At 41.4% G+C, this 22957-nt stretch carries 20 protein-coding genes; 11 read left to right on the top strand and 9 right to left on the bottom strand.

The window, feature by feature from the left end:
- The first annotated feature begins 20 nt into the window (after positions 1 to 20).
- Both AHMF7605_RS07465 and AHMF7605_RS07460 read left to right on the top strand, forming a co-directional pair.
- A complete protein-coding gene (locus tag AHMF7605_RS07465) occupies positions 21 to 1262 on the top strand; it encodes an MATE family efflux transporter (RefSeq protein ID WP_106927935.1) in 1242 nt (413 codons plus the stop codon).
- Entirely contained in the window at positions 1259 to 2221 is a 963-nt protein-coding gene (locus AHMF7605_RS07460; protein WP_106927933.1) for a glycosyltransferase family 2 protein, read from the top strand. The genes AHMF7605_RS07465 and AHMF7605_RS07460 overlap by 4 nt, the downstream gene beginning before the upstream one ends.
- Here the strand turns inward: AHMF7605_RS07460 and AHMF7605_RS07455 are convergent.
- A complete protein-coding gene (locus AHMF7605_RS07455) occupies positions 2218 to 3033 on the bottom strand; it encodes a phytanoyl-CoA dioxygenase family protein (protein ID WP_106927931.1) in 816 nt (271 codons plus the stop codon). The genes AHMF7605_RS07460 and AHMF7605_RS07455 overlap by 4 nt on opposite strands.
- Before the next feature lie 188 nt (positions 3034 to 3221).
- On the opposite strand from AHMF7605_RS07455, the gene AHMF7605_RS07450 reads away from it, so the two are divergent.
- The 7 genes from AHMF7605_RS07450 to AHMF7605_RS07420 all read left to right on the top strand — a co-directional run bounded on the left by AHMF7605_RS07450 (position 3222) and on the right by AHMF7605_RS07420 (position 13204).
- A complete protein-coding gene (locus tag AHMF7605_RS07450; protein ID WP_106927929.1) occupies positions 3222 to 4160 on the top strand; it encodes a GNAT family N-acetyltransferase in 939 nt (312 codons plus the stop codon).
- Between the two features lie 30 nt (positions 4161 to 4190).
- The gene (locus AHMF7605_RS07445) at positions 4191 to 5837 is read left to right on the top strand and encodes a hypothetical protein (protein ID WP_146153535.1); all 1647 of its coding nucleotides are present in this window, start codon (positions 4191 to 4193) and stop codon (positions 5835 to 5837) included.
- 43 nt (positions 5838 to 5880) lie between these two features.
- Complete coding sequence (locus AHMF7605_RS07440) at positions 5881 to 7914, top strand: beta-L-arabinofuranosidase domain-containing protein (RefSeq protein ID WP_106927925.1); 2034 nt, start codon at positions 5881 to 5883, stop codon at positions 7912 to 7914.
- A gap of 373 nt (positions 7915 to 8287) precedes the next feature.
- Positions 8288 to 9265, top strand: coding sequence for an acyl-ACP desaturase (locus tag AHMF7605_RS07435; protein ID WP_106927923.1), 978 nt, complete (start codon positions 8288 to 8290; stop codon positions 9263 to 9265).
- 159 nt (positions 9266 to 9424) lie between these two features.
- Positions 9425 to 10522, top strand: coding sequence for a vWA domain-containing protein (locus tag AHMF7605_RS07430; protein ID WP_106927921.1), 1098 nt, complete (start codon positions 9425 to 9427; stop codon positions 10520 to 10522).
- Positions 10523 to 10757: 235 nt separating this feature from the next.
- Positions 10758 to 12284 (top strand): sigma 54-interacting transcriptional regulator, encoded by a 1527-nt coding sequence (locus tag AHMF7605_RS07425; protein ID WP_106927919.1) that lies wholly within the window; start codon positions 10758 to 10760, stop codon positions 12282 to 12284.
- A 158-nt stretch (positions 12285 to 12442) separates the two neighbouring features.
- A complete protein-coding gene (locus AHMF7605_RS07420; protein WP_199200207.1) occupies positions 12443 to 13204 on the top strand; it encodes a ZIP family metal transporter in 762 nt (253 codons plus the stop codon).
- Positions 13205 to 13260: 56 nt separating this feature from the next.
- On the opposite strand, the gene AHMF7605_RS07415 is transcribed toward AHMF7605_RS07420, so the two are convergent.
- A complete protein-coding gene (locus AHMF7605_RS07415; RefSeq protein WP_106927916.1) occupies positions 13261 to 13722 on the bottom strand; it encodes a peptidylprolyl isomerase in 462 nt (153 codons plus the stop codon).
- A gap of 147 nt (positions 13723 to 13869) precedes the next feature.
- Between AHMF7605_RS07415 and AHMF7605_RS07410 the strand changes: the two genes are divergently transcribed.
- A complete protein-coding gene (locus AHMF7605_RS07410; RefSeq protein WP_106927914.1) occupies positions 13870 to 14472 on the top strand; it encodes a fasciclin domain-containing protein in 603 nt (200 codons plus the stop codon).
- Between the two features lie 15 nt (positions 14473 to 14487).
- On the opposite strand, the gene rsgA is transcribed toward AHMF7605_RS07410, so the two are convergent.
- The 7 genes from rsgA to yihA form a co-directional block, all read right to left on the bottom strand.
- Entirely contained in the window at positions 14488 to 15429 is a 942-nt protein-coding gene (gene rsgA / locus AHMF7605_RS07405) for a ribosome small subunit-dependent GTPase A (RefSeq protein ID WP_233218972.1), read from the bottom strand.
- A complete protein-coding gene (locus AHMF7605_RS07400; RefSeq protein WP_106927912.1) occupies positions 15399 to 16661 on the bottom strand; it encodes a 3-deoxy-D-manno-octulosonic acid transferase in 1263 nt (420 codons plus the stop codon). The genes rsgA and AHMF7605_RS07400 overlap by 31 nt, the downstream gene beginning before the upstream one ends.
- A gap of 234 nt (positions 16662 to 16895) precedes the next feature.
- The gene (locus tag AHMF7605_RS07395; RefSeq protein ID WP_106927910.1) at positions 16896 to 17669 is read right to left on the bottom strand and encodes an enoyl-CoA hydratase-related protein; all 774 of its coding nucleotides are present in this window, start codon (positions 17667 to 17669) and stop codon (positions 16896 to 16898) included.
- A gap of 231 nt (positions 17670 to 17900) precedes the next feature.
- Positions 17901 to 19181, bottom strand: a complete 1281-nt coding sequence (locus AHMF7605_RS07390) for an aspartate kinase (RefSeq protein ID WP_106933383.1) — start codon at positions 19179 to 19181, stop codon at positions 17901 to 17903.
- Between the two features lie 134 nt (positions 19182 to 19315).
- Complete coding sequence (locus AHMF7605_RS07385; protein ID WP_106927908.1) at positions 19316 to 19801, bottom strand: DUF5606 family protein; 486 nt, start codon at positions 19799 to 19801, stop codon at positions 19316 to 19318.
- A gap of 14 nt (positions 19802 to 19815) precedes the next feature.
- Positions 19816 to 20220: an energy transducer TonB gene (locus AHMF7605_RS07380; protein ID WP_106927906.1), complete on the bottom strand. Its 405-nt coding sequence runs from the start codon at positions 20218 to 20220 to the stop codon at positions 19816 to 19818.
- Between the two features lie 65 nt (positions 20221 to 20285).
- Positions 20286 to 20891, bottom strand: a complete 606-nt coding sequence (gene yihA, locus AHMF7605_RS07375) for a ribosome biogenesis GTP-binding protein YihA/YsxC (protein ID WP_106927904.1) — start codon at positions 20889 to 20891, stop codon at positions 20286 to 20288.
- Positions 20892 to 21352: 461 nt separating this feature from the next.
- Here yihA and AHMF7605_RS07370 point away from each other — a divergent pair, with 461 nt between their 5' ends.
- Positions 21353 to 22954: a PD40 domain-containing protein gene (locus AHMF7605_RS07370; protein WP_106927902.1), complete on the top strand. Its 1602-nt coding sequence runs from the start codon at positions 21353 to 21355 to the stop codon at positions 22952 to 22954.
- Positions 22955 to 22957 lie beyond the last annotated feature (3 nt).

Genomic DNA, 22957 nt, shown 5'->3' with positions numbered 1-22957 from the left:
GTCCACTTGCTAATCATTAGATGTTTTCATTTTTTAAAAATTCTGTTTTTGGCGTAATATCGGTAGCATCGCGGCTGGCAAGCAGTTTCTTTTTAAATAAAATGGTGGCTCTTTATTTTGGCCCGGCGGGAATAGTGCAATTAGCTCATTTTCAGAATTTAGTTACTTTTTTTACTTTAGTTCCGAACGACGGCATAAGCCGGGGATTAATTAAATACCTAGCGGGGAATGATACACAATCCTTAACTTTTCGCACTTATTTCCGCTCCGGCTTTTATCTAACTCTTACCGTTTTCTTTGCCATAACCCTGTTGCTGGTAAGTGCCCGTTCCTTTTTTTTACCTTATTTTCCTTCTGGAGCTACGTGGCTAATTTTATTTTTAATTGGTGTTTTTTTATTGGTGTTGCAGAGTTTTTTAAACGCCGTGTTGCTGGCCCGGCAAAAAAATGGTTGGTTGTTAGTAGTTAATACCTTGGCGGCCTTGGGTGTGTTGGGCTACGTGGCTTTGGCGACCGGTAAAATACCTTTGCCTTATTTCTTAAATGGTTATCTGCTGCTTTTAGGTTGTATTGGCTTAATAACGGTGCCATTTAGCTTAAAAGGTCTGCCTAAAATTCCACTTTTTCAACCACGTATATCCAAGGCAGCCTGGCAACAATTAAGTAAGTTTATTTTAATGGCCGGCACTGTTATGCTCTTTTCCAAAGGTTTAGAATATTATATCCGGGATTATTCCATTCAACATTTTACGATTCAGCAAACCGGATTATGGCAAGGTGTGGTGCGTATTTCGGATAGTTATACGGCGGTGTATACGGCCGTACTCGCATTTGCCTTTTACCCGAAAGTCGCGGCCTTGCTCCAACAAGAACCAGAACTAAAATTGTTCGTGCGGCAAGCCTTAAAGTTATTAGCTCCGGTGGTAGCCGCTGGCTTGTGCTTGGTATATTTTACCCGCGATTATTTATTTACGTGGTTATTGAGCGCTCAATTTAAAGCCGCCGAAGCGTTCTTGCCTTTCCAACTTACCGGTGATTTTTGCAAATTAATATCCTGGCTGCTCGCGAATATTCTGGTAGCGCAAGCTAAATTTAAAATAACGCTGCTATTCGAAGCAATTAGTGCGTTTTTTTACCTGGGCTTTTTTTATTTTTTTACTCATTTATACGGTATTCAGGGCAATCCCATGGCGCATTGTGCGCATTATCTCATTTTCCTGCTGCTCAACCTTGTTTATTTTCGTAAACTGTTACTGGCATGACGTATCCGGTAGTATCCGTAATTTGTCTTTGTTATAACCACGAGCAATTTTTAGAAGAAGCTTTAAACTCGGTAGTGGCCCAAACTTACCCGAACCTGGAAATTATTATTGCCGATGATGCCAGTACGGATAAAAGCGTATCGTTTATTTTAGAGTATTGCCGCCGATTCCCGCAAATTAAATTTATTCAGATAAGCCAGAATGTAGGTAATTGCACGGCTTTTAACCGCGCGCAAGCGCACGCTACCGGCGAGTACCTGATTGATTTTGCCACCGATGATGTAATGTTGGCCAACCGGGTAGCCGACCAGGTAAAATGCTTCGAAAGTTTGGGTCCGGATTACGGCGTCATTTTTAGCGATGCCGAATTAATGGACGAAGATTCCAGGCCCATCCGTAACTTTTACCGCCGGAATGCGGCTGGTCAGGTAATTTCTTTGGTGGCCAGCGGCGATGTGTATGCCGCTGCATTGGAGCGGTATTTTATTTGTACGCCCACCCTGATGTTCCGTAAAGTGGTTTTTGATCGCCTGCAAGGTTACGACGAAACGCTGGCTTACGAAGATTTTGACTTTATTGTACGCGCTGCCCGGGAATACAAATTCTTTTTTCAGGATAAAATACTTACCAAACGCCGTTTACATCCGCATTCCCTTTCCTCGGGTTGGTACAAAATAGGAGATAAGCAATTATTATCTACCATTAAAGTTTGTTACAAGGCCTTACAACTAAACCGCAACGAACGGGAAAAGATGGCGCTCATTCGGCGGGTAGAATGGGAAATGAAGCAGGCGTTTTTTACCCGGAATTATACAGAAGCCGAAGCTCTATTTGCTATCTTAGATAAAATAAAAGCAGTTTCCCTTAAGAGTCGTCTTTTGTATCTACTGGTGCATTACCGGGTAAATTTGTCGTTTATTCACCGGCTTTATTACCGCTTGGTGCACGGCAAAGTTTAAGAAACGCGTCGCCAAAAACGAATTTCTACCGATATTCGGGTAGTATCTTCGGATAAATTAGCCGCTCCCCCGTGAATTAAATAAGGCGTGAAGAGTAAAGCCTGGTTTTTAACCGGGTTGGGCCGGATTAATTTTAATTCATTGCTGGTGGCAGTAAGCCCCGGCACCGTATATTGGCTGCCATTCATAATCGCGCCACTTAAAGTGCGCTCTACGGTATTTTCGGACCAATAATGGCTGCCCGGAATCAAACATAAAGAAGTTAATTCGTTGCTGCCGGCCACGGGCAAATACAAATTCAAACAATTTTTCAGTTCCGGATGCCAGGCATCGCGGTGCAAGGCATTAAAATCGGATTTTCTTGGCCGCACTATCCGGTAACTAAAATGATATTCCTGGGTATTCGGGTTTAAAACCGTTAGTGGCATTTTTACTTCCTCTTCTATCCGTTCTATTATGGTTAGAATGGGTACAGGAAAATCTTTATAGTCAACTTGTTTGGCTTCGTTTATAATAGCAATATGCAATTCCTGATTATCAGCTACGGCCTCATGGTATTTCTCCATGTTAAAGGTAGAAGGTATATTTACGCCGAACGTACGGATTAACTCCCGCAAATACTGTTTAAGACCCGCATTCAAAAAGTCAAAATCAGTTGGGTTCAAAAAGGGAAATAAAGTAAAACCTTCTTTTTGCCAGGAAGTTTGAGCAATTAAGTTATCATCTTGTAAAAACAGAACGGCATCTTTACCGAAGGCGCGTTCTCCTTTTACCTCTATCTGAAAATCTTTATTATTAATCTGATATTTCATTTTGATCTAAAATTTGACTCTAAAATAAAGAATGTAGAATAATAAGTTTGTTTTACAGTAAACGGAAGTTTTCTTTTAAATAATTATAATTACCAGATGGAATAAATTTCTGCTATGGGCAACATTGTTAAACTCAAAGCCAAAGAAGTAAAATAAATATAATTTGTGCCAGCAATTTGTTACGCTTAATGATACAAATAGAACGTTACCAGAGTAGTTTAAAATCAGTTTGGGATAATTTTAACGAACAGGCTTTAAACGGAACCTTCTTTTTTAACCGTAATTTTATTGAATATCACGGCGAACGTTTTACAGATCATTCCCTGCTATTTTACTTGAACGATCAATTAGTGGCTTTACTACCTTTGCACGAAAAGGATGGAGTAGTTGCCTCCCATCTGGGCTTAAGTTTTGGTGGCATCCTGGTTTCCAGAAAAGTAGACACTTTGCTCATGCTGCGACTTTTTGAAAAATTAGTCGATTATTTAAAAATCCAGCACTTTCATAGCTTCGTTTACAAACCACAACCGTATATTTATTTACCCCAACCTGCTCAGGAAGATTTATTTGCTTTGTATCAATTCGGGGCTCAACTTACCCAACGGGCAAATATTTCGGTGCTTGATGTAACGGGCCCATCTCATTATTCTAAGTTGCGGCAGCGCTGTTTAAAAGAAGCCCAAAAAAATCAAATTACCGTAGCTATTTCGGATAAGGTGAAAGAATTTATGCAATTAGTAGAAAATATTTACCTTACGGCTGGTATCGATTCTCCCACGCACACGGTTTCTGAAATACAATTACTTACAAAACTTTTTCCGGAACACATTACCTTATGGGCCGCCCATTTAGGGGAAGAATTAGTGGGGGGACTTATTTTATTTGACCATCGGCAAGTAGTAAATCTGCAATACATCGCTACCTCCTTGAAAGGCCGGCAATTACACGCGCTGGATTTGCTGGTTCACTCCGTAATTCAACAGTATAAAAACCAAAAGAAATACCTAAGTTTCGGAACGTCACACGACGAAAGAAAACCTTATGGCTTAAGCCACAACTTACTCCGGAATAAAATAAGCTACGGAACGCGAACCGTGGTGCAGGACACGTACCAATTAACTTTGTAAAATATATTGTCATTGTATAAACCAATTCTGTTGAAGAATTTTCTATTTACTGGTTTTTTTTCCTTGCTAGCGCTTACCAGTGTACTTTTCGGCGGAACATTTTGGTTAACCGGTTGTTTTTACGAAACCAACGACGATATAATCCTTACTTTATTAATCAGTGGCTTTTCGGGTGGGGAACCAATCTCCGATTTAACCCTTTATCTGCACGGAATTAGTGTTCTGATTTCTAAATTATACCAGAATTTACCCGGTGTCCCTTGGTATGGTTTCAGTTTGTACAGTTTGCTTTTTATAATAACTATCCTGGCTTTCCGGTTTATGTATCAGGTGTTAAAGCCAATGGTAGAGCCGCGAGTTATTTATGGAATCATTCTTTTATTTTATCTGGCTAATTGGTACGAACACGTATTTTGGTTTAATTACTCGCGTTTAGCTATTCTTTTAGCCGGAGTTGCCAGCTTGAATGCTTGGTTAGATTTGCGGCTACACCATTCGGGAATTAAAAAAAGACTACTAGCTTATGGCAGTTTATTTTTTTTGGCACTTTGCCTCCGGCCAAGTTTTGCGGTTTTCGGCATAGGCTTAACTTTACCATTTTTATTATTGAATAAGCAATTTTACCGCGTAAGTTTTAAAAGAACCGCTTATTTACTCCTGCCTTTTTTATTGGCGGGAGTTTTTTTCAGCGCCTGGTTAAAAATTAAAAGTACCCCTGCGCAAACAAATTACCGACACTTAGATGTTCAGAAATCGCAAATTTTAGATTATAATTGGTGTTGCCCTTTACCCTCAAAACCCAACGAAAAGCTTTTATATACGGGCCTTAGCAATTGGTTTTTAGCCGATAAGAACATTCAGAATTTTTTGCAGCAACAACGGCCGGATGGGAAATATTTTCAAAAAGAAGTTCTGGTATTTAAATTTCAACAGTTTCTGCCGGAGTTAATCAGGAGCCAGTTTTTAATTATAATTTTACTAGCCGCCCATATTGTTTGGCTTATTCGATCTAAAGCCACAAACAACCTATTTCGTTTATTTAGTTATCATTTTTATTTCTGGAGTTTACTTTTTGCTACCGGAATACTCCTGAAAACACCGCCCCGGGTTTTAACTCCCGCCATTAGTTTGCTGCTGTTAATGCACCTGACTTTTCCTTTACCTTTTAGTAAATCTATCAAATGGCCCTTATTATTTAAATTTTGTGGTTTACTGCTGCTTGTCCTTCCAATCTATAGAATAAACCATCGGGCAAATTGGCAACAGCAACGCCAAAAACAATCAGAAGCAGTAATAGCCGCAATTCAAAATAATTTTCCGCATTATGTAATTGTAACGGCCGGTTTAGAAAACGAATTACGGGCGCTATCACCGTTTAAGAATTATTTTGCTCGTAAAAACCGCCTTTTATTTCTCACGGGTTGGCAAACGCTAGACCCGCATTATCCCGGATATTTGCAATCTTTAGCGGGTAAGACTAACTTAGCCGGTGCTTTAGAAATCCTGAGTCGAAGAGAAAAAGTGGTTTGGGTGAGTAACCCGCAAATGACTATATTTCTGGTGAGGTACTTTAATTATTTTTATCAAACAACTTTTAAGTTTACCCTGATTAAACCGGTAAAAGGCGCTTCATTGCCCAATAATCTAAACTTTTACCAGGTTGAAAAAGTTATTTAAAGCCTTAATCAGTAAGTGATTTACTTACAAACGTATTTATAAAATGAACAAGTTCGTACTTTTAATTTTTCTTCTGATTTGGGCTAGTAATCATCATTCATCTGTTGCTCAAACTCCCGGCTCAGATAAGAAAAGCCTTTATGTAAATTGCAAAGCGCCTCTGCGACCAAACCCATACCTGGAACTACCATTAGGCGCCATCAAACCGAAGGGCTGGTTAAAAGAAATGCTCGTACGGCAGAAAAATGGGGCAACGGGCCACTTAGATAAATTGTATCCCTTGGTGATGAACCAGCGGAACGGTTGGTTAGGCGGGGAGGGTGACCAGTGGGAGCGGGGACCTTATTGGATAGACGGTTTGTTACCCTTGGCTTATATTCTGGACGACAAAGAATTAATCTCTAAAACTAAACCTTGGGTGGAATGGACTTTAAACAGCCAGGATGCCGATGGTTATTTTGGCCCTAAAAAAGATTACGGTCCGGAGCCGGGTTTGCAACGGGATAACAGCCGGGATTGGTGGCCGAAGATGGTAATGCTCAAAATATTAAAGCAGTACTATTCCGCCACCGGCGACAAACGGGTAATTACCGTAATGACCAATTATTTTAAATACCAGTTAAAACAATTACCGAAGAACCCGCTCGACCATTGGACTTTTTGGGCGCGTTACCGCGGCGGCGATAATCTAATGGTAGTGTATTGGTTGTACAATATTACCGGCGATTCTTTCTTGCTCGACCTAGCGAATCTTATTCACCGGCAAACCTTTGATTATACCGGCGAATTTTTGAAAGGCGAAATGCTGGCTACCCCAGGAAGTATTCATTGCGTAAATTTGGCTCAGGGCATAAAAGAACCTCTCATCTATTACCAGCAACACCCCGAGCAAAAATACCTGGCTGCGACCAATAAGGCCTTTGCCGACATCCGGAAATTTAACGGCCAGGCGCAAGGTTTATACGGCGGCGACGAAGCCCTGCACGGCAACAATCCTACCCAAGGTTCGGAGCTATGCAGTGCCGTGGAAATGATGTTTTCCCTGGAAAGTATGTTGGGCATTACCGGTCAGGTAAGTTTTGCCGATCACCTGGAAAAAATTGCTTTTAATGCTTTACCTACCCAATCCACGGATGATTACATGGGCCGCCAGTATTTCCAGCAAGCTAACCAGGTAATGCTCACCCGCCATATTCGTAATTTTGACCAAAATCACGGCGGCACCGATGTTTGTTACGGCTTGCTGACTGGATACCCGTGCTGTACCTCCAACATGCACCAGGGCTGGCCAAAGTTCACCCAAAATTTGTGGTACGCTACCCCCGACCATGGAATAGCGGCACTGCTATTCTCTCCGAGTGAAGTAAAAGCAAAGGTGGCTAATGGTGCGGAAGTAAAGTTCACCGAAGAAACGAATTATCCATTTAACGAAACCATAAATTTTACCTTAACCACCGATAAAAATACAAAATCGGTAACTTTCCCTTTCCATTTGCGCATTCCTGCGTGGTGCCAAAAAGCCACTATAACCATAAACGGTAAAACCTGGCAAGAAGTAACCGGTAACCAAATTACCGTAATTAATCGGACCTGGAAATCTGGGGATGCGGTGCAATTGCAATTGCCCATGCATCTTTTTAAAACCACCTGGTACGAAAATTCGGTAGCCGTAGAACGGGGCCCCATTACCTACGCGCTAAAAATGGGCGAAGAATGGAAAACCATAAAAAATGAAAAAGATCCGATTGCGTTTGGGCAGGAGTATAAGGAAGTTCGCCCCACTACCCCCTGGAATTACGGTTTGTTGCAAGTGCCGGATAACCAATTAGAAGCAAGCATGCAGGTAGTAAAACGCGAACAAGTTTCTACTTATCCCTGGAGTATAAGCAATGCTCCCGTCGAAATAAAAGTAAAAGCAAAACGCATTCCTTCGTGGCAGTTATACAACGATATGGCCGGGCCTTTACCGTACAGCCTTACTTCTAACCTGGAAACCGGAAATGAAGAAGAAATAACGCTTATTCCGTACGGATGTACTACTTTACGCATTTCTCAGTTTCCCGAAATCAGAAAATAGAAATTATTCACATTATCAGTGATAAGAAATAAGAAATTACGGCAGTTACTAAACAGATTTTCATTCCATACTAATCAGGAGAGATAATTTAAATGGGTAGGTCTTGCGTGCAGGGTATATTCTGAAACAGATTAATTATAAATTACTTACATCAGAATATTAATTTTCTGAAAAAAATAAAATCTTTCCGTGTAAATACTGATATACCTAAAACATTTTATACGGCTTACGTACAATATAAACATTCCAACTTTCTTCGCGGGTAATTTGATTTAATTGCTAGACAATCACTTACCAAGAACTTGAGTAAATAAAAAATACTAATTATTGATGAAGATAGTTAGCTAACTTTACCTATAAATTTAAAATAAAAATGATTGCAACTTTAGCTTCCAAAGTAGAAGTATTAAAATACCTGGAGTCGTTCGTTTCGGAGAGTATCACTAAATTTTTAAAAACGGTAGAAGATTCGTGGCAACCCTCTGACTTTTTGCCGGATGCCAGCCTGGAGTCTTTCTTTGAAGAAGTCAAAAACTTACAAGAAAGAGCCAAAGAATTATCCTACGATTTATTAGCCGTATTAATTGGGGATACTATTACCGAAGAAGCCCTCCCCACTTACGAAAGCTGGCTTTTTGCCATTAGTGATATTAATACCGCCGAAGATAGCCCCTGGACCAAATGGAACCGGGCCTGGACCGCCGAAGAAAACCGCCACGGCGATTTATTAAACCGGTACCTGTATTTAAGCGGCCGTGTAAATATGCGCGAGATGGAAGCCTCTACCCAGTACTTAATTGCGGATGGTTTTGATTTACAAACCGGCCACGACCCGTATCGGGCTTTTGTGTACACCAGTTACCAGGAAACAGCCACCAATATCTCGCACCGCCGGGTGGCACAATTAGCCAAGAAAGACGGCGATTTGCTGCTGGCTAAAATCTGCGGTAACATTGCTTCCGACGAAGCGCGTCACGCGAAAGTTTATAAATCGTTTGTCAGCCAGGTTTTTGAAGTTGATGCGAATAACATGATGCTGGCCTTCGAAGATATGATGCGAAAAAAAATTGTGATGCCCGCGCATTACATGCGTGAATTAGGAGTTGAAATGGGTAAAACTTTTGGTCATTTTACCGATGCTGCCCAACGGATTGGCGTATATACCGCTCGCGACTACACCGATATTTTAGAGGAATTAATTGAGGACTGGAAAATTGCCAGTTTAACCGGTTTAAACGAGGCCGGCGAAAAAGCCCGTGATTACGTAATGGCTTTACCCGACCGTTTAAAAAGAGTAGCTGATCGCATGAAAGTGCCGCAATTAGAGTACAAATTCCGCTGGATTCGTTAACAAAGTTTAACTAACTTACCAATAGATTTTAAAACGCTCCGTTTATAAACTAACGGAGCGTTTTCGTTTTTGAATAAAGTTATTTTTATTTCCGAGACCTGAATTCCGAACATCGAATGCAGGTTTGTTGTTATCTTAGTATACTTAAGCATTAAATTTATGGCAGTTGGATTTCGATTTACCGATTATATTCCGCCCCAATCTCAAAATCCTGGTTTTGGATCACTCCTGAAAATTTTTTTACAGCTGATTACCATTACTTCCGGCGATGTGGGCGAAGCTCTTTCCTGGCTAAGTTCTCTGGATAAGCAATACAAAATGACATCCGACGAATACGGGATTGGTGATTTTATTCAGGATTTAAAAGAAAAGGGCTACCTCAGCGAAGATGCGGGTAGCGGTGAAATTAAAATTACCCCGAAAAGCGAGCAAAATATCCGGAAAAGTGCCCTGGAAGAAATCTTCGGCAAATTGAAAAAGTCGGGTAAAGGCAACCACAATACCCCGCATACCGGCATTGGCGACGAAACTTCTACGGATCGGCGGGAATTCCGGTTTGGCGACTCCGTGGAGCAAATTGCCATGACCGATTCTATCCGGAATGCCCAGGTGAATCATGGTTTAGGTGAATTTTACCTAACCGAAAAAGACCTGGAAGTAACCGAAACCGAGCACAAAACGCAGAGTTCTACCGTACTGATGATTGATATTTCGCATTCTATGATTCTGTACGGGGAGGACAGGATTACGCCGGCTAAAAAAGTGGCCATGGCCTTAGCCGAGTTAGTAACGCAAAAATACCCGAAAGATACCTTGGACATTATTGTGTTCGGCAACGATGCCTGGCAGATTAACGTGAAAGACTTACCTTACTTGAATGTGGGACCGTACCATACCAATACGGTAGCCGGGTTAGAGTTAGCCATGGATATTCTGCGGAAAAGAAAAACACCGAACAAGCAAATTTTTATGATTACCGATGGTAAACCTACTTGCTTGAAAGAAGGTACTAAATATTATAAAAACTCTTTTGGCTTGGACCGGAAAGTAGTGAACAAAACCCTGAATCTGGCGGCTCAGTGCCGACGAATTAAAATACCGGTTACTACTTTTATGATTGCCACGGATCCTTACTTAAAGCAATTTGTAGAAGAGTTTACCGCCGTTAACCAAGGCAAAGCTTATTTCAGCAGCTTGCAGGGTTTAGGCCACCTTATTTTTGAAGATTACAAACAAAATCGCCGGAAAAATTTATAGTTAATTAATGGATTGTTAAATGGCTGGATTGTTATTTTATGCAAAATCTTAGATTAGGCAGCAACCGTTGGCTAAGTAGTGGCCAATTGGCGAAAAGCAATCAGCAGTTTACCTAATTAGAAAATTTACTCTTTGTACTTATCCAACAATCCAGCCATTTAACCATCTAACAATCCAATCTTTCAACATTTAAAACAACTTGCAATCTGCAACCTGTAACTTGTAACTTATAGAAATGAATTATAAAAACATCACGCCCCAAGACCTGCAAAAAATAACTACGCTAGGTCAATTAAAAGCAGCCGGCTACGAACCGCGGTCGGTGAAACAAGAACTGCGCGATAACTTGATTCAGAAATTACGCCGCAACGAAAACGTTTTCCCGGGTATTTACGGTTACGAAGAAACCGTAATTCCGGAACTGCAGCAGGCGATTCTGGCCATGCACCACATTAATTTATTAGGCTTACGGGGGCAGGCCAAAACCCGGATTGCCCGTTTATTGGTGGAATTGCTGGATGAGTACATTCCGGTAGTAAAAGGTTCTGAATTAAACGACGATCCGCTGCAGCCCTTATCCGTATTTGCCAAAGATTTAATTTCTACGCACGGGGCCGATACTCCGGTGGCCTGGCTACATCGTTCGGAGCGCTACACCGAAAAACTGGCTACTCCGGATGTATCCGTAGCCGATTTAATTGGCGATGCGGACCCCATTAAAGCCGCTACCTTAAAATTACCTTATTCTGATGAGCGGGTAATCCATTTTGGTTTGATTCCGCGTTCGCACCGGGGAATTTTCGTAATAAACGAATTGCCCGATTTGCAGGCCCGGATTCAAGTATCCTTGTTTAATATTTTACAGGAAGGGGATATTCAAATCCGCGGTTTTAAAGTGCGTTTGCCTTTAGATATTCAATTCGTGTTTACGGCTAACCCGGAAGATTATACCAATCGGGGCTCTATTGTTACTCCGCTCAAAGACCGGATTGATTCCCAGATTATTACGCATTATCCTAAGACTCTGGAAATTGGTAAGCAAATTACTTTACAAGAAGCCAAAATTAAACCCGAGCAACAGCAATTGGTAAAAACCAATCAGTTGGTAAATGATTTAATTGAACAAGTGGCCATTGAAGCTCGCGACAGCGAATATGTAGACGCCAAAAGCGGAGTTTCGGCCCGTTTAACTATTTCGGCTTACGAAAACGTCATGAGCGCCGCGGAGCGCCGGGTTTTATTAAACGGCGAAAGTAAAACCTACATCCGGGTGTCGGATTTTCTGGCGGCAGTACCGGCTATAACGGGTAAGGTAGAGTTGGTTTACGAAGGGGAGCAGGAGGGAGCCGCTATAGTGGCGCAGAATTTAATGGGAAAAGCCCTCCGGAGCCAATTTTTAAATTATTTTCCCGATCCGGATAAACAAAAAAAGCAAAAAGATAAAAATCCTTACAAACCTGTTACCGATTGGTTCGGCGAAGGCCATACGTTAGATATATTAAGCAACATGAACACGGCCGAATACAAAAAAGCGTTGAACAGTGTTCCGGGTTTATCCAGTTTAGTGCAAAAGTTTCATCCGGAAAAAGAGGAAGCCGAAAAGCTTTTCTTAATGGAATTCTGCTTACACGGGTTGGCGGAGCATAGTTTAATCAGCCGGAACAAGTTAACGGCTGGTACGCAGTTTAAAGATTTGCTGAGCAGTATGTTTAGCATGCCTGGTTTCGGGGCCGACGATGACGACGAAGATAATTATAAATAGCTATTCCAGTAAACTTGGTATAACCTTAAAAGCCGCTTTTCTAAAGAGCGGCTTTTTCTTTTGGTGGCAGCATGAAGAACTAAAAACAAAGACAGCCTAAACTAAAGAACACGCCAGGCGTAAGTGGAAGCATTGTTCCGTTACCAAAAAAATAGAATATGATAGCACCTTGGCTTCAAGCGGGCTTGTGGGGATTAGTAGCCGGCTCGGCCTTATTGTTAGGGGCGGCAATTGGGTATTTTGCTCCCATCCAGCAAAGAATAGTTTCTGGAGTAATGGCTTTTGGAAGTGGCGTTTTAATTTCGGCGCTTTCTTTTGATTTAATGAACGAGGCTTACGAACAAGGTGGCTTTGCTGCCACCGCCATTGGGTTTATTTCGGGAGCGGCTATTTATACCATTGCTAATTATATTCTTGCCCGGCAGGGAGCCAAACACCGCAAACGATCCGGTGGCCAGCAATTATCCGACAAAGATAGTTCGGGCAGCGGTACGGCTTTGGCCATTGGCGCTTTAATCGATGGCATTCCGGAATCCATTGTTATTGGCATTAGCATGATAAAAGGCGGAACGGTAAGTTTAGTAGCCGTTATTGCTATTTTTTTATCTAATTTGCCCGAAGGCCTTTCTAGTTCGGCGGGTATGAAAAAAGCGGGACGCTCGAAGCAATACATTTTTGGAGTGTGGGCTTTTATTGCCCTGGCATCCGGCTTAGCTTCATTAGCGGGTTACACGATTTTCGGGCAATTTCAGCAAGAAGTAATATCCGCTATAACGGCCTTGGCGGCCGGTGCAATATTGGCGATGCTCTCCGATACCATGATACCCGAAGCTTTTGAACACGCGCATGATTTTACGGGTTTGATAACGGTACTCGGCTTCTTAACTGCTTTTATCTTGAGTCGTTTAACCGAAGGTTAATAAAAAAGGTCGTTCTCTGCTATTACAAAGAACGACCTTTTACATTTTTTAGAAAATTATTCTGTTTCTTTTACTTCAATTTTCTCGATCCGGTCGCCGGGTTTTATTTGGTCGATTACTTCTAAACCTTCTACCACTTTGCCGAAGCAAGTATGGTTCCGATCCAGGTGAGCCGTGTTGTTGCGGCTATGACAGATAAAGAACTGAGAGCCTCCGGTATTCCGGCCCGCGTGAGCCATAGATAAAACTCCCCGGTCGTGGTACTGATTGCCACCGGTTAATTCGCAATCTATTTTGTAACCAGGTCCGCCGGTGCCAGGTACTCCTTTAGCACCTTCACGAGAATTAGGGCAGCCACCCTGAATTACAAAATCCGGAATAACCCGGTGGAAGGTAAGGCCATCGTAATAGCCCTTCTGGGCCAAATCAATAAAATTCTGAACGGTGTTCGGAGCGTCTTTCTCGTAAAACTCCACTTTCATCACGCCTTTAGCCGTTTTTATTTCCGCAGTTTTCATGGTAGATTCATTTAATTGAAAACGGCAAAATTAGACATTATTCTTGAGTACAAAAATAAAGTGTTCTTATTCTGTTCTTCACTAAAAAAGGAAACCTTATTGTTGTGGTTTAAAGTATTAACAATGAAAGTACTATAAAAAATAAGAATGAAGCTTATTTCTATTTTCTATTGGATAATAATTGTAACGGGAAGTTGCCGGCCAAAACAACAGGTAAAAGAATCGCGTGAAATAAGCGGGATTAGCGGCGAAACATCAGATATTATTATTTCGGATAGTGCGGCGAAACAAACCAGGGGAGTAGCGGTAGGAGGAGCCTGGATGGTGCCCAACCACGTTCTTCTGGAAAATATCAGCGAGCCGACTAATATCCGAAAATTTAACCAGCTTTTACAAGGAACCGATCTGAAAGAAAAACTATCGGACAAAGGCCCATTTACTTTATTTATACCCACTGATGCCGCTTTTCAGAAATTATCTCCGGTAATGGCTAAGCAGTTATTCTCCGCCACCAATAATGAACAGAAGAACCATTTTATTAAGCGTCATTTGGTACCCGGTAAAATATTAGCTACCGACTTAAAAGATGAAGTAGTATTAAAAGCGGCGGATGGCCATAATTTACACATCCGGAATAATAAGCAAACTATTCTAGTAGATGGGGCAACTATTATCGTGAAAGATGGCGTGTCCAACAACGGGGTGGTGCATATTATAGACCGGGTGCTATCATCCGGAGTAGCACCTTAAAAATACGATTTACTTTTACCGACGATTATCGGTTTCGTCCATTATACTGCGGTAGCTTTCGTAGCGGGTTAGGGAAATTTTACCGACTTTTAAATCCTGCAAAACGGCGCAATTAGGCTCATTAATATGCAAACAATTATAATATTTACATAAGTTAAGCCGCTCCCGCATTTCCGGAAAAAAATAACTTAATTCTTCTTTGGGAATATCCACCAAGCCTAATTCTTTAATGCCGGGAGTATCAATAATAAAGGTATCGGGCGCCAGCTCAAACATTTCGGCGTAAGTGGTCGTGTGCTTACCTTTGTCAGAATAGTCAGATATTTCGTTGGTTTTTAATTCTAAACCAGGAGCTAACCGGTTAATCAGAGTGGATTTACCCACCCCGGAATGACCGGAGAAAAGCGTTTTATGATTGGCTAATATTTCCTGGATTTCCGGAAGGCCTTGCCCCGAAACCGTTGAACAAATAATTCCGGGATATCCAATCTGAGCGTACATATTTAAAATTTGCTGCTGATACTCGGCCGTTTCCGCATCATACAAGTCCGATTTATTGTACAGAAGCGTTACCGGAATATCGTATGCTTCGGCGGTTACCAGAAAACGGTCCATAAACCCAAATGAAGTTCTAGGCGAAACCAGCGTAACTACCAGCAAAGCCCGGTCAATGTTAGCGGCAATAATGTGGGAATGCGCGGTTTTATGGGTTGATTTCCGGATAATATAATTTTCGCGTTCCGTAATCTGGTATATAGCTCCGGTAGATTCGCCGCCTTCTTCCAGCTCGAATGCCACTACATCGCCTACTGCTACGGGATTGCTTACTTTTAAATCTTTTAACTTGATCTTACCCCGTAAACGACACCGGTATAATTCCCCATCATTCGTCCGGACTAAATACCAGGACCCCGTTGATTTCATTACTAAACCTTCCATGCGGTATTTGTTAGCCATTGCTGGCAAGCTGCTAAAATTTTGGTAGTAGCTCCGGCATGTTGCGCCAGGTATTTTTCTGCTGTTTCTTTTATTAAAATTTGTTTATGCGGATCGGAATTTACTTGCCCAAATTTCTTGCTTAGTTCCGCCGTATTATGAACGGGAAAAGCACACTCTAAAGTTACTAAATCTATTGCTTCCTGAAATTTAGTAAAATTTGGTCCAAAGAAAAGCGGTAAGCCAAAAACGGCGGCTTCCAGGGTATTATGCAAACCTTTGCCAAAAGCGCCGCCAATGTACGCGTACGTTCCGTACTGGTACAAAGAAGCCAATAAACCCACATTATCTATTACTAAAACGCGGTAATCGGATACGGTAGCTGCTTCCGCTAAGGAATACCGGATAGCTTGACCGGCAAAATTTTGGATCAATTTATTAATTTCAGTAGAATGTATTTCGTGCGGGGCGATGATGAACCGGAGGGTAGCTAAATTTTCCTGAATAAACGGCAACAATACCTGCATATCGGCGGGCCAGCTACTCCCAATAATAAATACGTTTTCCTGGTTTTTAAAACTAGCTACCAAGGGTATTTTCTGGGCCTGCGCGGCGGTTTGCAGCACCCGATCGAAGCGGGTATCGCCGGCTACCGTAACCTGGTTTATACCCGCCTGCCGGAGTAATTGGGCGGAACTTTCGTTTTGCGTAAAAATATGGGTGAATAGTTTTAAAATATTCCGGTAAAAGCTACCGTAAGATTTAAAAAAAAGTTGGTTCTCCCGAAAAACGGCCGATATGGAAATTGCCGGAATTTGCCGCTTATCTAATTCGAACAAATAATGGTACCAAAACTCGTATTTAACAAACACTGCTAGATGGGGCTGTAATAACTTTATGAACTTCTGCGCGTTCGCAGCGGTATCAAGCGGTAGGTAAAAAATGTAATCGGCCCCGGCATAATTCTTCCGTACTTCGTAGCCCGAAGGAGAAAAAAAAGTAAGGGCTATTTTGTAAGCTTGATACTCTTGTTTTATTCTTTCTATAACGGGTCTGCCCTGTTCAAATTCGCCCAATGAGGCACAATGAAACCAGATAACTGGCTGCTTATTTCCGGCTAGCTTTTCGGTCATAGCCGGGAAAAATTTTTGTCGGCCACCTACCCATTTGCCCGCCTTCGCATGAAAAGGAGCAGTAGTTTGCAGCAATAAGCCGTAAAATTGAATTCCCAAGTTATAAAAAAGCTTCGTCATGCAGTTGTTGGTTGGAAGGTTGAAAAGTTTTAAGGTTGGAAAGTTGGAAGGTTAAACGTATAATATCGGAAAATTAATAAAGAGAGAAATCGTTCTAGTAATTCATATACAAGCGAAAAATTAAATTAAAATATAAAATCCCTCTTTTTTTCAGTAAGAAACTTTTTAACCTTCCAACTTTCTAACTTTCCAACCTTAAAACCATGCAACTTGCAACCTGTAACCTTTAACTTCTTACTTTCCCTTAAAATTTGGTTTGCGTTTTTCTATAAAGGCGGCCACGCCTTCTTTTTGATCTTCGGAAGCAAAAGCCAGGTAGAAGTTCTTGCGTTCCAGAATTAATCCTTCCTCCAAGTGCGTTTCGAAAGATCGTAAAACAACTTCTTTGGCTAATTTAACGGCAATCGGCGATAGAGCGGCAATTTGGGCTGCCAACTTTACCGCTTCGGATAAATAAAGTTCTACGGGTACTACCCGGTTAATAAGGCCGTGTTTTTCCGCTTCATCTGCCGGCATAAATTTACCGGTTAAAACCATTTCCATGGCTTTAACTTTACCAATGGCTTTGGTTAAACGTTGGGTGCCACCTGCTCCCGGAATCACGCCAATTTTAATTTCCGGCTGCCCAAAAATAGCGGTTTCGGAGGCAATTATCATATCGCAGAGCATGGCTAATTCGCAACCCCCACCAAGAGCAAAACCAGAAACCGCCGCAATGATGGGCTTCTTAATTTTTTTTATGTGATCCCAGGTGGCAAACTGGTCCAGCTGGTACATATCCATCGCTGATTTACCGGCCATTTGTTTAATATCGGCTCCGGCGGCAAAAGCTTTTTCATTACCGGTTATAACAATAACCCGCACGTTACTATCCGCATCTAATTCTTGTAAAGTAGCACGCAACTCACTCATTAAAGCCACGCTCAAAGCATTTAACTCTTTGGGGCGGTTTAATTGGATTAAAGCGACATACGGCTGTACCGTGTTGGTTACTTTTATAAATTCCATAAGCTAAAATCAAATAAGTGCCAGAATACCAAGTACGTAATAGAGTATAATTTAAATTTTTTTCGTTTACCAATACTTAAACAATGGTTTGATTTTGACTAAATAGAATGGCAGACTTTAACTTTCCATTTAGTCGGACAGAATTTGGTAAAAGCTCAGTTTAACTAAAAATGGGGGGTTTATAAACTTTTATTTTTTTAGTAATACCTGCTAGCGCTGCCGCTAAAGTGTTTATGGTTGTACGGTAATTCCTGTTTTACTCACAAACTGAAACGTAGTGCGAGAGCGCTGTTCCAGTAATATTATTTTATCCTTAGTTAAATGGGTAATGCTCGCTTCGTCGTAGTTTTTGATGGTAAATAAAGTTAAATCCGTATTATAGTGGATATTAAATTGTTCCTGGAGAGATTGCATAAATAATGGGAGTCGGGTCGCATCAGAGTCCGTACAGACGGAAAACGAGATAGCGGAGTTTTGCATTAGATTTATTTTGAACCGGTAATTGGCTAGGGCGGCAAAGATGGTGCTCAGATTACTTTCGTTGATAAACGCGAAATCTTTCTCCTGAAAAGAAATCAAACATTGCTGCTGTTTCACGATAAAAGCGGGCGCAATTTTATCGTGCCGGCAATCATGAATAACGGTACCGGGAGCTTCGGGATGCAGAAAAGATTTTACATAGAGAGGTATATGACTAATGGCCAACGGCTTTATCGTTTTCGGATGAATGACGCTGGCCCCGTAGTAAGCCATTTCAATTGTTTCCTGAAAGGAAATTTCCTGGTACAAAACAGTATCGGAAAATAGTTTGGGGTCTGCATTTAATAAGCCCGCTACGTCTTTCCAGATAGTTACCGATTGAGCCGGGAGGCAGTAAGCAAATATAGCCGCAGTATAATCGGAGCCTTCCCGCCCTAAGGTAGTGGTAAATTCATCGAAAGTACCACCCAGAAAACCCTGCGTTACTACGTGCGTTTTTTGCAAAAGCGGTTTTACGCTATTCTGAATATTGTTTTGCGTTAAGTTCCAATCAACTTTCGCTTCGCGCCAAATGGGGTCCGTCCGGATTATGGGCCGGCAATCTAACCAGGTGCTGGGTACTTGCACATGGGTCAGGTATTCATTTAAAATAACGGAGGCCAGGAGTTCTCCATAGCTTACTACCTGATCGTATTGCTTATCGTATAAATCTGAGGAGTCAATAGTTGATAAATAGGCTTGCAGTTGCTGAAACAAATTTTCTACTTGTTGCTGAACCGGATGCTGCTCCGGAAATAATTCCCGGATAATTTGATAGTGATATTGTTGTAGGTTGCTCAGGGGGGCAGTAAAATCTTGCTGGTGAAAAGCTTTTTCAAATACCTGCTCTAAGGCATTAGTAGTTTTTCCCATGGCCGAAACTACCACTAAAATATAACTACTACCCGATTGTTGGGCTTGCAGAATAGTACCGACATTGCAAACGGCAGCCGCATCTTTTACCGAAGCACCGCCAAATTTAAATACTTTCATTCCAATCAGGTAAGTAGAAAACAATGCGTAAAATTCCGTTTTACTAACCCAGCCTTTTAGCAAAGGGCCGGGCAATAATACCCGAAAGGTAAACTTTTGGTAAAAAAAAATCCTCTTAAAAGAGGATTTTTAAATTAAGATTCTTTCGTATTTGGTTCTTTGTTGGTTTCGCTTAGGGCGGGTTCCGCGTGGGAAGTGTTTTCTGTCTCCGGGACTGGTTCTGCCTCGGTAAAAGGTACGTATTTGCTTACAATGCCATACCAGGTTATTATTTTTTTAATATCCGAAACGTATACCCGCGAGCGATCAAAATCCGGAATAATTTCCTGAATAAAAGAAAATAACTCAGCGTTACTCGATTTACTGCTTACTGTTAATTCCTGACCATATTTCTGACGAATACGTTCGAATACTTCGGCCAGCGGTACCGTAACTTCTGCGTCCTCGGTATAAATAGAAATTTCGTGCAGTAAAGAAATCCGGTGCTTGGATTGTGCTACCTGCCGGCTGGCCTTATCGTCTAAAGTCTCGATAATAACCCCGCTGCGGGTAGGGCTCACAATACGGTATAAGCCGCTCATACCGGCGATGGAAGCTATGTCTTTTAAATTAACAGGCATAAATAATTTTTTAATTAAAGTTTAAAGTTAATCGGAATGCTGTAGTTGGAAGCAAAACCAGGAGCATTAAATTTTAACAATTTTACAACCCGTAAAGCTTCATCGCCGCAGCCGCCGCCAATGTTTTTAAGAATTTTTGCGTTCGCCACGGTACCATCCTCATTCATCGTGAAACCAATAATCACCTGGCCCTGAATGCGATTACGTTTCGCTAAAGGAGGGTATTTTAGCTCTTGCGCGATAAAATCGTACATAGCCGTTTGGCCACCTTCGTGAAATTCGGCAAAAGGCAATACCTTATCCACTCCCACCTTATTCGTTTTTGGTGCGTCTGCCGGGGCAGTGGTTTGGGCCAAAGCGGAATGAGCGGCTGCAAAGAAAGCGAAACTTAAAAACAAAATCGAAAATTTTAATTGCATACTTTTTTATTAGATTAAAAGATGAAAGTAGAACGTCCCCGGGGTCAAGTTTAGTGCCAAAATTTTTAATTTTTCCCTAGTTCGGCATTCGTTTGCTCGATGAGTTGTAAGAGTTCCTCCCGTCCTTTTTTCTCCGCTGAGGAAGTAATAAATTGTTGGGGCAGCTCCTCCCAGGTTTGCAGTAAAGTGCGCCGGAAAGCCGCAATATTCGCCTGCGTTTTCTGTATTGATTGTTTATCCGTTTTAGTAAATACAAGCACAAAAGGTACTCCCATTTCACCGAGCAGTTGTATAAAGTCTAAGTCGGATTTTTGGGGTTCCAGGCGAGAATCTATCAACAGAAAAACGCAGGCCAGGTTACTCCGGTTGCGCAGGTAGGCTTTCACCATTTTCGACCATTTTTCGCGCGAGGTCTGGCTTACTCTGGCCCAGCCGTAACCCGGTAAATCTACCAGATACCAAGTGTCGTTGATTAAGAAATGATTGATTAACTGAGTTTTACCGGGTAAAGAAGATGTTTTAGCTAATTTGCTGCGTTCGGTGAGCATATTTATCAGCGAAGATTTTCCTACATTCGATCGGCCAATAAAAGCATACTCTGGTAATTTGGTTTCGGGACATTTGGCTACCTCGGTGTTGCTACTAATAAATTTCGCTTCTTTAATTATCATTGTGTTTTTGTTACGGTTAGACTAAACTTTGAACTTACAAATTAGTACGTAGCCGTTAGTTTAATTATTTAAAAGCGCAAATATACGTAAAGTAGAGGCAATGCTAAGCGTTCTTAAAACCTCTCTTCTGGTAAACAAGACTTTCCTTTTAAATAAAAACAAGTTGTAAAATAAAAAGCAGTAATTCGGGAACAGTTTTCGCTACTCACATTGTTGCTAACACAAGTACTTGTTCTTTTAGGTTTGATATTGAATAAATTATATTTTTTCTGTATTTATAAACTATCATGAGGTATCGATCTAAATTATAGTCAAAAAGCGGAAATATAAATCGAAGCTGATTTTTGTTCATAACAGTTCGATAATTCACTTTTTACGACGAAGCTTATTTGTTTACAAAGCACCGCTCAACAACAAAGGTATTTCATTTATTTAGTGCCTGTTCTATTAACTATTACTCTATGATTAAACTTTACGGAAAAACCGCCAAAGCTTTGGTACTCTTTACCGGTTCGTTTTTACTTTCATTCAGTAGCCAAGCTCAAAGTCTGCGCAACCTGATGAAAATAGGAGATAAGTTTTTTGCCTTAGAAAATTACCGGTCTGCTATTCCTTACTATGAGCAAATACTAAACGAAAACAGCGATAATGCCGAAGCCTTATTTAAGGCGGGCGTAAGTTATTTAGCCTACGATAAAGACAAAGCCAGCGATTACTTATATAAAGCCCAACGTTTAACCCCCAACGTTTCGCCGGATATTGAATACTGGCTTGGCCGGGTAGATCACGTAAATTACCGGTTCGAGGATGCCATTCAGCATTTTGAGCTATATGTTGGTACCCTTACAAAAAATGCACCTGCCCGGAAAGAAATAGCTTTATTAATGGAGCAAAGCCGGTTCGCGGATAAAATGGTAAGGAACCCGAAAGACCTTTTTGTGCGAAATTTGGGTCCTACCATCAATACTCCTTTTTCTGACCATAGTCCGGTAATAGCGCGGGACGGGAAAACCCTGATTTATACCACCCGCAGCAGCAACTTTACCAGTAATCATACGGAAACCGATGGGGAGTATGATGAAGAAATTGTAGAAGTGGTCCGTTTAGACGATAATAATTGGTCTGCGCCGCGTTCCTTAAGCTTGCATTTGAACAGTAGAGGGCACGATGCTTCCATTCAGCTTTTCGATAACGATACCAAATTGCTTTTGTATCGTCAAACGGAAAACGGCGATTTTTACTACTCCAAGAAAAATAATCAAGATTGGAGTAATCCGCAAAAATTATCGGGCAGTGTTAATAGCAGTGGTTACGAAAGCGACGCCTTTATCTCGGCGGATGGCTCTACCATGTATTTTGCTTCGAACCATTATTCCAAGGCAGGCGATAAAGATTTGTTTGTTTCCCAAAAAACGGCGCAAGGAGAATGGGGTAAACCTAAAAATTTAGGAAAAACTATTAATACCTCTATGGACGAAGACAGTCCTTTTTTAACGGCTGATGGTAAGACCCTGTATTTTACCTCGCGGGGGCATAATTCCATGGGGGGTAGCGATGTTTTTGTCACGCATTTTGATTTAAAAAGCCAGACTTGGTCGGAACCCGAGAACATGGGTTATCCGGTTAATTCGCCCGACGACGACACGTACTTTCGTTTAAGCGCCGACGGCACTATGGCTTATTTATCGTCGTACCGGATGGGTGGCTACGGAGAGAAAGATCTCTGGTCAATTGATTTGAGTAAGAATGTTTTAGTGCGGGGAAAAATTTCTGATTCCCTTGAAGACACAGCTACTGGTGAAATAGAAGTTGTTTTTAGCAGTAAGCCCCTACACAATAAAATGCTTTCCTATACGGTTACTTTAACTCCTGATACCCGTACCTTTGAATTACCAGTGCAATCGGGTCGAACTTACCAGGTTACTTTTTCGAAAAACGGACAAGTATTGGCTACGCAGGAATACGAAGTTCCGGCTACTGTTGCCGAAGATGTAGTTTTGAGTAAAGATTTTGCTTTATCCTTTGCCAAACTACCAAAAGAATCAGCTGCCAAGGGTAATTAAATT

This window comes from Adhaeribacter arboris, from assembly GCF_003023845.1.
GTDB lineage: Bacteria > Bacteroidota > Bacteroidia > Cytophagales > Hymenobacteraceae > Adhaeribacter > Adhaeribacter arboris.
The sequence above is the reverse complement of the archived record's forward strand: the minus strand, read 5'-3'. Positions and strand labels throughout refer to the sequence as shown.

Bases quoted from the DNA above. Each gene is read 5' to 3' on its own strand.
- AHMF7605_RS07465 (WP_106927935.1), top strand. From the start codon at position 21: ATGTTTTCATTTTTTAAAAATTCTGTTTTTGGCGTAATATCGGTAGCA.
- AHMF7605_RS07460 (WP_106927933.1), top strand. From the start codon at position 1,259: ATGACGTATCCGGTAGTATCCGTAATTTGTCTTTGTTATAACCACGAG.
- AHMF7605_RS07455 (WP_106927931.1), bottom strand. From the start codon at position 3,033: ATGAAATATCAGATTAATAATAAAGATTTTCAGATAGAGGTAAAAGGA.
- AHMF7605_RS07450 (WP_106927929.1), top strand. From the start codon at position 3,222: ATGATACAAATAGAACGTTACCAGAGTAGTTTAAAATCAGTTTGGGAT.
- AHMF7605_RS07440 (WP_106927925.1), top strand. From the start codon at position 5,881: ATGAACAAGTTCGTACTTTTAATTTTTCTTCTGATTTGGGCTAGTAAT.
- AHMF7605_RS07435 (WP_106927923.1), top strand. From the start codon at position 8,288: ATGATTGCAACTTTAGCTTCCAAAGTAGAAGTATTAAAATACCTGGAG.
- AHMF7605_RS07430 (WP_106927921.1), top strand. From the start codon at position 9,425: ATGGCAGTTGGATTTCGATTTACCGATTATATTCCGCCCCAATCTCAA.
- AHMF7605_RS07425 (WP_106927919.1), top strand. From the start codon at position 10,758: ATGAATTATAAAAACATCACGCCCCAAGACCTGCAAAAAATAACTACG.
- AHMF7605_RS07420 (WP_199200207.1), top strand. From the start codon at position 12,443: ATGATAGCACCTTGGCTTCAAGCGGGCTTGTGGGGATTAGTAGCCGGC.
- AHMF7605_RS07415 (WP_106927916.1), bottom strand. From the start codon at position 13,722: ATGAAAACTGCGGAAATAAAAACGGCTAAAGGCGTGATGAAAGTGGAG.
- AHMF7605_RS07410 (WP_106927914.1), top strand. From the start codon at position 13,870: ATGAAGCTTATTTCTATTTTCTATTGGATAATAATTGTAACGGGAAGT.
- rsgA (WP_233218972.1), bottom strand. From the start codon at position 15,429: ATGGCTAACAAATACCGCATGGAAGGTTTAGTAATGAAATCAACGGGG.
- AHMF7605_RS07400 (WP_106927912.1), bottom strand. From the start codon at position 16,661: ATGACGAAGCTTTTTTATAACTTGGGAATTCAATTTTACGGCTTATTG.
- AHMF7605_RS07395 (WP_106927910.1), bottom strand. From the start codon at position 17,669: ATGGAATTTATAAAAGTAACCAACACGGTACAGCCGTATGTCGCTTTA.
- AHMF7605_RS07390 (WP_106933383.1), bottom strand. From the start codon at position 19,181: ATGAAAGTATTTAAATTTGGCGGTGCTTCGGTAAAAGATGCGGCTGCC.
- AHMF7605_RS07385 (WP_106927908.1), bottom strand. From the start codon at position 19,801: ATGCCTGTTAATTTAAAAGACATAGCTTCCATCGCCGGTATGAGCGGC.
- AHMF7605_RS07380 (WP_106927906.1), bottom strand. From the start codon at position 20,220: ATGCAATTAAAATTTTCGATTTTGTTTTTAAGTTTCGCTTTCTTTGCA.
- yihA (WP_106927904.1), bottom strand. From the start codon at position 20,891: ATGATAATTAAAGAAGCGAAATTTATTAGTAGCAACACCGAGGTAGCC.
- AHMF7605_RS07370 (WP_106927902.1), top strand. From the start codon at position 21,353: ATGATTAAACTTTACGGAAAAACCGCCAAAGCTTTGGTACTCTTTACC.